Origin of the sequence: Jatrophihabitans endophyticus (genome assembly GCF_900129455.1) — a bacterium.
Lineage (GTDB): Bacteria > Actinomycetota > Actinomycetes > Mycobacteriales > Jatrophihabitantaceae > Jatrophihabitans > Jatrophihabitans endophyticus.
Map to the genome: position 1 here is coordinate 36,491 of NZ_FQVU01000009.1, position 12,176 is coordinate 48,666.

At 73.3% G+C, this 12,176-nt stretch carries 14 protein-coding genes; 12 read left to right on the top strand and 2 right to left on the bottom strand.

Translation table 11 applies throughout. The features are described 5' to 3' along the window. Window position 1 precedes the first annotated feature (1 nt). The 11 genes from BUE29_RS21145 (at window position 2) to BUE29_RS21195 (ending at window position 10,386) form a co-directional block, all read left to right on the top strand. Complete coding sequence (locus BUE29_RS21145; protein ID WP_073392508.1) at window positions 2–1,453, top strand: PepSY-associated TM helix domain-containing protein; 1,452 nt, start codon at window positions 2–4, stop codon at window positions 1,451–1,453. After that, window positions 1,450–1,809 (top strand): hypothetical protein, encoded by a 360-nt coding sequence (locus tag BUE29_RS21150; RefSeq protein WP_073392509.1) that lies wholly within the window; start codon window positions 1,450–1,452, stop codon window positions 1,807–1,809. The genes BUE29_RS21145 and BUE29_RS21150 overlap by 4 nt, the downstream gene beginning before the upstream one ends. Then, on the top strand, window positions 1,806–2,207 hold the full coding sequence (locus BUE29_RS21155; protein ID WP_073392510.1) for a hypothetical protein: 402 nt from the start codon (window positions 1,806–1,808) through the stop codon (window positions 2,205–2,207). Before BUE29_RS21150 ends, BUE29_RS21155 begins: the two co-directional genes overlap by 4 nt. Beyond that, window positions 2,186–3,571, top strand: coding sequence for a bifunctional folylpolyglutamate synthase/dihydrofolate synthase (locus BUE29_RS21160; RefSeq protein WP_407657352.1), 1,386 nt, complete (start codon window positions 2,186–2,188; stop codon window positions 3,569–3,571). The genes BUE29_RS21155 and BUE29_RS21160 overlap by 22 nt, the downstream gene beginning before the upstream one ends. Window positions 3,572–3,576: 5 nt before the next feature. Next, window positions 3,577–3,990, top strand: a complete 414-nt coding sequence (locus tag BUE29_RS21165; RefSeq protein WP_143168314.1) for a DUF4233 domain-containing protein — start codon at window positions 3,577–3,579, stop codon at window positions 3,988–3,990. Window positions 3,991–4,010: 20 nt separating this feature from the next. Next, window positions 4,011–4,454, top strand: a complete 444-nt coding sequence (ndk, locus tag BUE29_RS21170) for a nucleoside-diphosphate kinase (protein ID WP_073392512.1) — start codon at window positions 4,011–4,013, stop codon at window positions 4,452–4,454. 182 nt (window positions 4,455–4,636) lie between these two features. After that, window positions 4,637–5,653: a rod shape-determining protein gene (gene mreB / locus BUE29_RS21175; protein WP_073392526.1), complete on the top strand. Its 1,017-nt coding sequence runs from the start codon at window positions 4,637–4,639 to the stop codon at window positions 5,651–5,653. A gap of 12 nt (window positions 5,654–5,665) precedes the next feature. Continuing rightward, window positions 5,666–6,544, top strand: coding sequence for a rod shape-determining protein MreC (mreC, locus tag BUE29_RS21180; protein WP_073392513.1), 879 nt, complete (start codon window positions 5,666–5,668; stop codon window positions 6,542–6,544). After that, entirely contained in the window at window positions 6,541–7,074 is a 534-nt protein-coding gene (locus tag BUE29_RS21185) for a hypothetical protein (RefSeq protein WP_073392514.1), read from the top strand. The genes mreC and BUE29_RS21185 overlap by 4 nt, the downstream gene beginning before the upstream one ends. Beyond that, a complete protein-coding gene (locus BUE29_RS21190; protein WP_084181626.1) occupies window positions 7,064–9,160 on the top strand; it encodes a penicillin-binding transpeptidase domain-containing protein in 2,097 nt (698 codons plus the stop codon). Before BUE29_RS21185 ends, BUE29_RS21190 begins: the two co-directional genes overlap by 11 nt. After that, entirely contained in the window at window positions 9,157–10,386 is a 1,230-nt protein-coding gene (locus BUE29_RS21195) for an FtsW/RodA/SpoVE family cell cycle protein (protein ID WP_073392515.1), read from the top strand. The genes BUE29_RS21190 and BUE29_RS21195 overlap by 4 nt, the downstream gene beginning before the upstream one ends. An 18-nt stretch (window positions 10,387–10,404) precedes the next feature. Here BUE29_RS21195 and BUE29_RS21200 read toward each other — a convergent pair whose 3' ends face one another. Continuing rightward, window positions 10,405–11,004, bottom strand: coding sequence for a TetR/AcrR family transcriptional regulator (locus tag BUE29_RS21200; RefSeq protein ID WP_073392516.1), 600 nt, complete (start codon window positions 11,002–11,004; stop codon window positions 10,405–10,407). A 154-nt stretch (window positions 11,005–11,158) separates the two neighbouring features. On the opposite strand from BUE29_RS21200, the gene BUE29_RS21205 reads away from it, so the two are divergent. Beyond that, window positions 11,159–11,845 (top strand): hypothetical protein, encoded by a 687-nt coding sequence (locus BUE29_RS21205; protein WP_073392517.1) that lies wholly within the window; start codon window positions 11,159–11,161, stop codon window positions 11,843–11,845. Window positions 11,846–11,859: 14 nt separating this feature from the next. Here BUE29_RS21205 and BUE29_RS22680 read toward each other — a convergent pair. Then, on the bottom strand, window positions 11,860–12,176 hold a 317-nt coding region (locus BUE29_RS22680), incomplete at its 5' end, for an HNH endonuclease signature motif containing protein (protein WP_200800365.1).

Sequence of the window (12,176 nt, forward strand, 5' to 3'; positions counted from 1 at the left end):
CGTGTCGATCGACAGCACGGAGCGTCCCCCGGCCGCGCAGCCCCGCCCGCACTCCGCACGGGCGGGGCTGCGACGGTGGTGGCGCCGCCGCCCGGTCAACCGGGCGCTCGTGCTCCTGCACCGCTGGCCGGCGCTCGTCCTCGGCCTGTTCCTGGTGATCGAGTGCACCTCGGGCGCGGTCCTGCTCTACCACCGCGAGATCTTCCGGGTGACCAACGGCGAGCTCTACCACCACAGCGCGAGCGGCACCCCCGTGGACCAGCACCAGGCGCTGCAGCTCGTGCAGCGCGAGACGACCTTCCCCGCGTCGTGGGTGGGCAACCAGGACGGCGTCTACGTCGTCGGCGACAACACCTACACCGAGCTCTACTTCGTCGATCCGGGCAGCGGGCACATCAACGGCCACACGAACCTCGACCAGGGGGTCATGGGCTGGCTGGTCAACCTGCACGACTGCGCGTTCGCGTGCGAGGGGCTGCCCTGGTACTCCGCGTGGCTCGCTCATCCGGTGTGGACCAACGGACCGAGCTTCCTCACCGACATCACCTGGGCGAACGTCGTGCTCGGGGTGCTGGGCTGCCTGACGATCCTGCTCGTCCTCACCAGCCTCAAGATCTGGTGGCCGGGTCGCCAGCGGCTCGGGTCGCGCTTCACCGTCCGCCGGGGCAGGGGACGCTTCGCGCGCGACTACGACCTGCACAACGTGATCGGTGCGATCGGCCTGCCCTTCGTCCTCATGTGGGGCATCACGGGGGCGGCGTTCGCGTTCCCGGGGATCGAGAAGGGCTGGATCGCCGCGACCGGGGGTGACACCGACACGCCGGACTTCAGCATCAGGCCGACCAAGGTCGCCCCGGGGACCCCCGCGGTGACCTACGACCAGGCGACGAGCATCGCGCTGCGCAAGGTCCCGGGGCAGGTGACGATCGTCTACACCCCCACCGAGGACGTGCCGTACTACGAGATCGACGTCAGGACCGGTTATGCCGGGTCCGCAGGTCGCCTCGTCTACAACGGCGACGCCTACGTCCTCATCGACGGTCACGACGCGAACAACCTCCAGGTGATCGAGGCCGGCCACGGCGAGCCCGCGGGCAATCGGTTCTACGAGAAGTTCCTCGAACCGACCCACTTCGGCTGGAACGTCAACGGGTGGTGGCGCATCCTCTGGGCGGTGCTGGGCCTGACCCCCCTCGCCCTCATGGTCACCGGGGTCTCGACCTGGCTCTACCGACGCGGCGTCAAGAAGCGGCGCCGCAAGGCGGGGCGGGCGAAGCTCGCGGACGCGCAGCTCGATCCGGACGTGCTGGGCCGTGAGGGCGAGCTGGACGTCGCCGAGCTCGACCCCGGGGACACGCACGGCGGCACCGTGCCCGACGAGGGGCTCGTCGCCGACCGGCACGGCGTCCTGCACCCGGCCGAGGCCTCGGGCGAAGCGCAGCCGCGGACGTGATCGACAGCCTGGCGCTGGCGATCACCCTCACCTGCCTGCTCGTCGCGCTCGGCGCCCTCGCCGCGACGGTGACGGGGCGCTTCCGCGCGGAGCGGTTCGCGGGTGCGCTGCTCGTGGTCGAGACCGCCCTGGTGCTCCAGCTGATCGGCTCGATCGTCGGACTCCGCCGTGGGCACCGGCTGTCGGAGCCGGCGACCTTCGTGGCGTACCTCGTGTTCTCCGTGCTCGTCCTGCCCGTGGCGGTGAGCCAGGTGCGCGGGACGGTCGGGCGGTGGGCCGGCGGCGTCGTCGTCGCGGCCCTGGTCGTCCAGGCCGTCGTGGTGGTACGGCTGCAGACGGTCTGGCGCCACGCGTGAGCACCGTGGCCACCCCGACACGCACGATCGGCCCCGAGCGGGTGCTGCTGCTCGGGTACGGCGTGTTCGTCGTCGCGGCCGGGGCGCGCAGCGCCGTCCAGCTCGCGACCCACCCGGGCCGGGCGCCGCTGGCCTACGCGCTGTCGGCGCTCGCCGCCGCCGTGTACGCGATCGGCTTCGTGCTCGTGCGCCGCGCGGCGGCGGGGCAGGGTCGCCGCGTGGCGCGCCGGTTCGCCGCCGTCGAGCTCGCCGGCGTCCTGGTGGTCGGCTCGGCCAGCGTGCTGCGGCCGAGCGCCTTCCCGGACGCCACCGTGTGGTCGTGCTTCGGGGCGGGGTACCTCCTCCTGCCGCTGGCCGTCCCGGTGGCCGTGCTGCTGTGGCTGCGGGAGCGTCCGTAGGATCGACGGCCGTGGCCACCGACTACTCCGCCGAGCTGCGTTCCATCGAGGCCGCCATCTTCGGCCGCCGCGGCGAGGGTCACGTCCACCCGACCAACGAGCGGATGCAGGCGCTCGTCGACCTCCTGGGCGACCCGCAGCGGGCCTACCGGTCGGTGCACCTGACCGGCACGAACGGCAAGACGAGCACGGCCCGCATGGTCGACGAGCTGCTGCGCGGCTTCGGCATCCGCACCGGTCGCTACACCAGTCCGCACCTCACCAGCGTCACCGAGCGCATCGTGGTCGACGGTGAGCCGGTCAGCGAGCAGCGCTTCGTCGAGGCCTACCGCGAGCTCGAGCCCTACGTCGGCCTGATCGACGAGCGCTTCGACGTCCCGCTGTCGTTCTTCGAGATCGTCACCGCGCTCGGCTTCGCGATCTTCGCCGACGTGCCGGTCGACGTCGCGGTCGTCGAGGTGGGACTCGGCGGCGCCTGGGACAACACCAACGTGCTGGACGGCCAGGTCGCCGTCGTCACGCCGATCGGCCTCGACCACACCGAGTACCTCGGCGACTCCGTCGAGCAGATCGCGCGCGAGAAGGCGGGGATCATCAAGCCCGACGCCACCGCCGTGCTCGCGCTGCAGCCGGCCGAGGCGCAGCGCGAGCTGCTGCGCCGGACGGTCGAGGTCGACGCCACCGTGGCCCGCGAGGGGATGGAGTTCGGCGTCGTCGAGCGGCGCGTCGCCGTGGGCGGGCAGTTCCTCGCGCTGCAGGGGCTCGGCGGCGTCTACGACGAGATCTTCCTCCCGCTGCACGGTGCCCACCAGGCCCAGAACGCCGTCGTCGCGCTCGCCGCGGTCGAGGCCTTCCTCGGTGCCAGCCGCTCGAGCGGGCCGGTCGACCTCGACGTCGTGCGCGAGGCGTTCGCCGCCGTGCGTTCCCCCGGCCGCCTCGAGCCGATCCGCTCCGCCCCGACCGTCCTGCTCGACGCCGCGCACAACCCGTCCGGGCTGCAGGCGACGCTCGCCGCCGTGGCCGAGGCGTTCTCGTTCCGCCGGCTCGTCGCGGTCGTCGCCGTCATGGCCGACAAGGACGTCACCGGCATGCTCGAGCTGCTGGAACCCGCGGTGGACGAGATCGTGGTGACCGAGGTGTCCGGCACCCGGCGCATGGACGTGGACGACCTCGCCGCGCTCGCCGAGGACGTCTTCGGCCGTGACCGCGTCACCGTCGAACCCCGCCTGGACGACGCGATCGAGTCGGCGGTGCGGCTCGCCGAGCGCAGCGACGACCCGGTCATCTCGGGGGCGGGCGTCCTCGTCACCGGCTCGGTCGTGACCGTCGGCGAGGCGCGCATCCTGCTCGGCCGGCAGCGGTGAGCACGATGGAGGACATCCCCGAGGACGCCCCGGCCGCCCCGACCCCCGAGCAGTACGCCGCGCGGGCGCGCCGGGCGAACAAGGCCACCCGGGGCGCGCTCGCCGCGGTCCTCGCGCTCGAGGCGCTGGTGATCCTGCTCGTGCCGCGGGCGATCAAGTTCACCTCCGGCCTCGGCACGACTCGCACCGTCGTGCTGTTCGTCCTCGCCGCCCTGCTCGTGGTCGGCGCGGCGAGCACACGCCGGTCCTGGGGTGTCGGCTTCGGGTCGGTCCTGCAGCTCGCCTTCGTCGCGACCGGCTTCTTCCTCGGCTCGCTCTTCCTCGTCGGCGCGATCTTCGCCGCGATCTGGCTGCGGATCCTCATGCTGCGTCACGAGGTCGTCGGCACCGCCGGCGGCCTGCGCATGCTCGTCGAGTGAGCGCCGGTAGGGTTCGGGCCGTGAACGCGCCCGCCCAGGACACCGCCGTCGAACGCACCCTCGTGCTCGTCAAACCCGACGGCGTCGCCCGTGGGCTGTCGGGCGAGGTGATCCGGCGCATCGAGACCAAGGGGTACCGCGTCGTCGCGCTGCAGCTGACCACGGCGACGCCCGAGCTGCTCGCGCAGCACTACGCCGAGCACGAGGGCAAGCCGTTCTACCAGCCGTTGGTCGACTTCATGCTCTCCGGCCCGGTCGTCGCCCTGGTCGCCGAGGGCGAGCGCGTCATCGAGGGGTTCCGGTCGCTGGCCGGCGCCACGGACCCGACCGCCGCGGCGCCGGGGACGATCCGCGGCGACCTGGGTCGCGACTGGGGTCTCGCCGTGCAGCAGAACATCGTCCACGGCTCGGACTCGGCCGAGTCCGCCGCGCGCGAGATCGGGCTGTGGTTCCCGGCCTCCTGAGACCGCGTCGTCGCGTCGCGGCCGGCGGCTGAGACGCGACTTAAGGCAAGTCACACGAGTAACACCAGTCCCGCGCGTCGCAGCGGGGTCCGGCGTCTCGCCGACCCTACGATCCGGGGGTGACCAACACCCCGCTGGCCAAGCGCGCCGTCGTCTCGCGCGTCACGCAGCGCGGCGGGGACCTGCTCGGCGGCGATCTCGCGATCGATCTCGGGACCGCCAACACCCTCGTCTACGCCCGCGGCCGCGGCATCATGCTCAACGAGCCGTCGGTGGTGGCGGTCGACACCTCGTCCAACGACGTCGTCGCCGTAGGCGCCGAGGCCAAGCGCATGATCGGGCGCACTCCCGACCACATCCGCGTCGTCCGGCCGCTGCAGGACGGTGTCATCGCCGACTACGACGTGACGTCGGAGATGCTGCGCTACTTCGTGCGCAAGGTGCTGCGCCGCCGCGGCGCGTTCACCGGGCCGCGCATCGTCGTCTGCGTCCCGTCCGGCATCACCGGCGTCGAGCAGCGCGCGGTCAGCGAGGCGGCGTACGCGGCGGGTGCGCGCAAGGTCCACATCATCTCCGAGCCGATGGCGGCCGCGATCGGCGCCGGGCTGCCGGTCAACCAGCCCTCGGGGTCGATGGTCGTCGACATCGGCGGCGGGACCACCGAGGTCGCGATCCTCGCCCTCGGCGGCATCGTCGCCGCGACGAGCGTCCGGGTGGCCGGCGACGCGCTCGACCTCGCCATCGTCGACCACGTCCGGGCCGAGTTCTCGCTGCTCGTCGGCGAGCGGACGGCCGAGGAGCTCAAGATCTCGGTCGGCTCGGCCTTCCCGACCTCGGGGCCGAAGAGCGCCGAGATCCGCGGCCGCGACGTCGGCACGGGGCTGCCGCGCAACGTCACGATCTCCGGCGACGCCCTGCGCAAGGCCATGGACGGCCCGCTGGCCCGCATCGTCGCGGCGGTACGCGCCACGCTCGACCGCTGCCCGCCCGAGCTCGCCGGCGATCTCGTCACCCGCGGCATCGTCCTCACCGGGGGCGGCGCGCTGCTGCGCGGCATCGACGCCCGGCTGCAGCACGAGCTCGGCGTCCCGGTGCTCGTCGCCGACCGACCGCTCGACTCCGTCGTCCTCGGCAGCGCGACCGTCGTGGAGCACTTCGAGGCGCTGCAGAAGGTCGTCGTCGACGGCCACCGACGCTGATCGCCGGTTGCCGTGCGCACCCTGACGCGACGACAGCGCCGAGCCGCCATCGCCCTGGTCGCGGTGGCCCTCTGCTTCCTCACCCTCGACCTCGGGGGCGGCAGCCTGCGGGACGCGCACTCCGGGGTCCGTGGCGCGTTCGGCTCGCTCTACCGCGGCACCGACACCGTGGTCGGGCCGGTGCGGCGGTGGGTGCAGGGCGTCCCGTCGGCCGGCAGTCACGAGTCCGAGATCCGCCGGCTGCGCGCCGAGAACGAGGCGCTGCGCGCGCGGCTCGACGCGCTCGGGTCCGACACCCGCACGGCGCGCCAGCTCGCGACGCTGCAGCGTGCCGCGGCGAGCGGTCGGCACCGGATCGTGCCCGGCCGTGTCATCGCCTTCGGCCCGGGCCAGGGCTTCGACTGGACCGTCACCGTCGACGCGGGCAGTGACGACGGCGTGCGCGCCGGTCAGACCGTGACCGAGGGGGCGGCCCTCGTCGGCCGCGTCCTGCACGCCGACGCGCACAGCGCAGTGGTCCTGCTGGCCGCCGATCCGGGCTCCGGCGTGGGCGCGCGGGACGCGCGCTCGGGCGAGCTCGGCGTCGCCACCGGGGCCGGCCGCGGCGGCTTCACCTTCGCCCCGCTCAACCCCGACGCGTCGCTGCGGGTGGGCGACGCCCTGGTGACGGGCCCGGTCCGCGCGAGCAGCTTCGTCGCCGGGCTGTCGGTGGGGCGCATCACCGCCGTCCGGCACGGGGCCGACGGCACGCAGACCGCGACCGTCGCGCCGACATCGTCGGCCACGTCGGTCGACCTGCTCGGCGTCATCACCGCGACGACGACGTCGACCGCCTCGCGGCCCGCCGTCACGCCGGGGACGAGCGGCTCGCCGACGGGGCACAGCCGGTGACCCGCGCGCGGGTGGCGGCGGCGATCGCCGGCATCGTCACCGCCGTACTGCTGCAGGCGACGCTGATCGGGCCGGCGTTCGCCCCCCTCGCGGTCAGCCTGCCCGCGCTCGTCGTCGCCGCCGTCGCGCTCGTCGACGGGCCGGCCGTCGGCATGTCCTTCGGGTTCGCGACGGGGCTCGCCACCGACCTCGCGTCGCGGCACCCCGCCGGGCTGCTCGCGCTGTGCTGGCTCGGTCTCGGGCTGGTGTGCGGAGCGCTCGGCGAGCGTCGCAGCCGACCCCGTGACGCCGCGACCGCCGGGGCCGCCGCCGCGCTCGCCGGCAGCGCGGCGACGCTGCTGCTCGTCGCCGTCGACGGCGGCGGGTCGGCCCGCGACGCCGTGGTGTGGCTGCTGCCGACCGCATTCGTGGGGACCGTCCTCGGCCTCGGCATCGTGCCGTTCGTGCGGGCGATGCTGCACACCGAGTACCTGCGCGCGCCGCAGCCGGTCTACACCGAGCTCGTCCTGGGGCCGTCCCGTGGTCGTTGATCTCGACCGGCCGGCGTCACGGCACACGCCGCCGAGCCGGCGCCGGCTCACCATCGTGATCGCCCTCGTGGCGTCGATGATGCTGACGCTGTTCGCGCGGCTGTACTACGTGCAGCTGCTCGACCCGGACAAGCCGCAGCAGAGCGCGCACCTGACCCACGACGCCAAGATCGTGATCCCGGCCCCACGCGGGTTGATCGTCGACGCCAATGGGACGCCGCTGGTCGCCAACACCTCGGTGCAGCAGGTGACCGTCACCCGCGACGTCCTGCAGCGTCGGGCCGACAAGGGCCGCGCGGTGCTCGCCCGGCTCGCGTCGCTGCTCGACACCTCGGCCGCCCTGCTCGCCAAGCAGATCACGCCGTGCTCGCCGAAGGTGCCCGCGCCGTGCTCCACGGGCAAGCCGTTCGCCCCGGTCACGGTGTCGCAGCGCGCGCCGCAGCGGGTCGTGCTGGCGATCAGCGAGCACCGGGAGGACTATCCGGGCGTCGCCGTGCAGACGGTCAGCGTCCCGTCGTACCCGAACGCCTCGCTGGCGGCTCACCTGCTCGGCTACACCAGTCAGATCACCGCGGCCGACAAGTCGCGAAACTCCGCGCTCGACGACGTCGACACGATCGGCGTCAGCGGGCTCGAGGAGCAGTACGACGCGGCGCTACGCGGCATCGACGGCGAACAGGTCGTGCGCCTGAGCCCGCAGGGGCTTGCGGTGGGGACGGGCGCCACGACGCGCGCGCAGCAGGGCGACACCCTCGTCACCAGCATCGACGGCCGGCTGCAGGCGCTCGCGGAGAAGTCGCTCGCCCAGCAGATCAAGGACTCCCGCAAGGCGGGCAAGGCCGCCCCGTCCGGCGCGGTCGTGATCATGGACCCGCAGACCGGACGCATCGTCGCGTCGGCGAGCTACCCGACCTACGACCCCACCGTGTTCGTCGGCGGCGTGTCGAACCGCGAGTACGCGAAGCTGACCTCGACCGCGGCCAACACCCCGCTGCTCAACCGGGCCATCGCCGGGCAGTACGCCCCGGGCTCGACGTTCAAGCTCATCACCTCGTCCTCGCTGGTCGAGCACGGCCAGATCAACCTCACCGACCGCTACGGCTGCCCGGGGTCGCTGACGATCGACGGCCGGGTGAAGACCAACTTCGAGAGCGAGTCCCTCGGCCCGATCGACCTGCGCGACGCGCTCGGCTACTCGTGCGACACGTTCTTCTACCGCCCGACCGCCGGCGAGTACTACGCCGACCAGAAGCGCGTCGCCAAGGACGAGAAGCCGCGGGAGTGGCTGCAGGCCATGGCGCGGGCGTACGGCGTCGGGACGTCGCCCGGCGTGGACCTGCCCGCCGGTGAGCAGAGCTCGGGCGGGTACGCCGACCGCGAGTCGCGCCTCGCCCGGTGGAAGGCCAACCGCGCCACGTACTGCGCGAACGGCCGGCGCGGGTACCCCGAGGTCAAGGACGCCAAGCAGCGCGCCTACCTGACGCTGCTGGCGAAGGAGAACTGCACCGACGGGTGGCGGTACCGCGCCGGCGACAACGCCGACATGTCGATCGGGCAGGGCGAGACCACGATGTCGCCGCTGCAGCTCGCCGCCGCCTACTCCGCGCTCGTCAACGGCGGTCGGCTGTTCGAGCCGACGCTGGGCAAGGCGGTCGTCGACGGTCACGGCAAGGTCGTGAAGTCGATCGACGCGAAGGTCCGGCGCACCGTGCCGGTGTCGCAGCAGACGCTCGACTACATCGCGCGGTCGCTGAACTTCGGTCGGGGCTACGCGGTGTCGGGCGCGTTCGCCTATCTGAAGTCCGGTTACAAGGGACGTATCGGCGGCAAGACCGGCACCGCCGAGGTCGAGGGCAAGCAGGACACCTCGTGGCTGGCGAGCTGGGGGCCCACCTACAGCAAGGGCGGCCACGTGCGCGCCCGCTTCGTCATGGTCGGCATGGTCGAGCAGGCCGGCACCGGCGCCACCGCCGCCGGTCCGATGCTCAAGCGGATCTGGGACGGCATCTTCGGCGTCGGCAGCACGCCGGTCGTCGCGCACGAGCGGCCGCGCACGACGCTGCCGAAGGTCGAGGCGGGCCGATGACCGACCTGCTGCACCGCGACCCGGTCGCGTCGGACGCGCCGCGCCCACCCCGGGCCCGTGATCCGCGCGCGCCGTTCGAGCTCACCCGCCCGGTGCTGCCGCCGCCGCGCGCGACCCGCGGCTACGACCTCCCGCTCGCCGGTATCGCGTTGGCCCTCTCGCTCGTCGGTGCGGTGCTGGTCTGGGCCGCGACCCGCGAGCAGCAGGTGTCCGCCCATGCGGACCCGCAGGCGTTCCTCTACCGGCACCTCGTCAACATCGTGATCGCGGCCGGGTTGATGCTCTTCGCGTCACGGCTGGACTCGCGGCTGCTGCGACTCTTCGGCCCGGTCGTCTACGTCGGCGGCATCCTCGGTCTGCTGCTGGTCTTCGTCGCGGGATCGACGATCAACGGCGCGCACGCGTGGATCGTGCTGCCCGGTGGGTTCGAGCTGCAGCCCTCGGAGTTCTGCAAGCTCGGCCTGATCGTCGGCATGGCGGTGATGTTCACCCATCGCACCGACGACTGGGACGGCAGCGAGCTCGAGCCGACGACCCGGGACGTGCTGCGGGCGATCGGGCTGCTGGCGGTGCCGTTCGCGCTCATCATGCTGCAGCCCGATCTCGGTTCGGCGATGGTGCTGGCGTGCGCCGCGTTCGGCGTGCTGGTGACCGCGAACGTCCCCGCGCGGTGGACGATCGGGCTGCTCACCCTGGGCATCGTCACCGCCGTCGTCGCGGTGAAGATCGGCGTGCTCGCCGACTACCAGCTCGCGCGATTCACGATCTTCACGAACCCGGACGCGGACGTGCAGGGCGTCGGGTACAACTACCACCAGGCCTGGATCGCCATCGCCAACGGTGGCCTGTTCGGCACGGGCCTGTTCGACGGTCCGCAGACCAACGGCGGCTTCGTCCCCGAGCAGCAGACCGACTTCGTCTTCTCGGTGGCGGGGGAGGAGCTGGGTCTCGTCGGCGGCGCCGCGATCATCGTGCTCGTCGCGCTGCTGTGCTGGCGTGGCCTGCGCATCGCCCGGCACGCCGACGCGGGCGGCCGGCTGGTCGCCGCCGGCGTCGTCTGCTGGATCGCGTTCCAGTCGTTCCAGAACATCGGCATGAACCTCGGCCTGACGCCCATCACCGGCGTCCCGCTGCCCTTCGTGTCCTACGGCGGTTCCTCGATGTTCGCCCAGGGGCTCGCGCTGGGGCTGCTGCAGGCCGTGCACCGCCGCTCCCGCCTCGGCTGAACCGGTCCCGCGCGCTGCTCAGCGGTACAGGGTGCGGGTCCAGACGGTGGCGAGGGTGGCCGTGACGGCGGCCGGGTCGGCGAACGGACGCCGGCCGAAGGAACGCAGCAGGTAGCGCTCCATCATCGCGCTGAGCGCACGCGACATCTCCTCGGCGTCGTCGACCTGGGTGTGCCCGTTGGCGACGTCGCGCCGGATGCCGTCGGCGGTGGCGGCGACGATCCCGGCGGCGAGCTGCTCGTAGGCGGCGGCGACGTCGGGCTCGCTGACCGCGGCGTCGAAGACCGCCTGCAGCAGTCGACCGTGCTCGAGGTAGAGGTTCGTCAGCGCGGCCAGGCTCGCGCGGTGTTCCGCCGCGGGGTCCTCGCCGCCGTGCATCCACGTGTCGCCGACGTGGGCGAGGTCCTCGGCAAGCGCCCCGAACAGCGTGAGCAGCAGGTGCTGCCGGTCGCCGAAGTGCTGGTAGAACGCGGTTCGCGACATGCCGGCGCCGGTGGTGATGTCGTCGATGGTGATCTCGGGCCAGGGGCGACGCTCCAGCAGCCCGTGCGTCGTGTCGAGCAGGCTCTGGCGAGCCTGGTCCCGTCGGAGCATGCGGAGGGCGCGATCGGCGGGCACATCCCACATCATGGGGGCACGCGGGCGACACCGCGACGCGAGGTGGTCCCCGTCCCGCCGCGAGCTGTGTCCGGGCGGGATGCAACGGGAGCGGGCACCACGCCGTCTTCCTGGGTGACGGCCCGACCGGGCCCCGACGGGAGGACGACCCGACATGACCCAGACCGCTCTTCGCCCCCGCACGCTGCGTCTGACGCGCCGCCACGCCGGCACTGCCGCCCTGCTGGTCGCCGTCGTGGGCGGCACGCTCGGCGCCACCACGCTGCTCACCGACGACTCCGCGACGGCGGCCACGGCCACCCGCGCGGTCGTGGTCCGGCCGGTCACCCACGCCGGGCGGGCCGCGGCCGGCTACCGCGTCGTCGCCGACCACCGCGCGCCCATCGAGTGCACGGACCGCGCCGCGGCAGCCGTGGACGACGACATCGCGTTCTGCGGCTCGTCGGCCGACTACACGGTCGCCTGCTGGCCGGCCGCGACGGCCCACCGGGTGCTGTGCCTGACCGATCCGTTCACCCGCACGCTGCGCCGCATCCGGCTCGCGGGCGCCTTCCCGGCCGTCACCGCGCCGCGGCACCCGTCGCCGCAGGCCCTGCAGCTCGCCGGCGGCACGCGGTACCTGGTGCGGGACGGCGGCGCGGCTGGTTCGGTGCGCGAACACCCGACGTGGGTGCCGTTCTACTACCAGCGCCACGGCACCCGCGCGGTGTGGGGCCCGCTCGGCGGTGACGGCGTGAACCGTCATCACGCCCGGTGGGCCGTCACCGTCTACCGTGACGACCGCGGCCACGGCGTCCGGCACGGCGTGACGCGCGCCTACTACGTCGGCACGGCGCGCTGAGCGTTCCCGCGCGGTCATTCGGGCTCGACCCGGGCGTTCCGGCGGGGGTGCTGGCGAGGGTCGAGCCAGGGTGGGGGGAGCCAGGCGGGTCGGCCGTCTTTGATGACGGAGTGCCAGCCTTGTCGTTGGTGGTGTCGGTGGTGGTGGCCGCAGACGAGGGCGCCGTTGGCGATGGTCGTCGGCCCGCCGTTCGCGTGGTCGATCACGTGGTGGGCTTGGGTCCAGGCGGGCGGGGTGTCGCAGCCGGGGAAGGTGCAGCCGCCGTCGCGGGCGATCATCGCGAGCCGCTGGGTCTCGGTGAACAGCCGGCGGGTGTCGGTGTGAGTCAGGA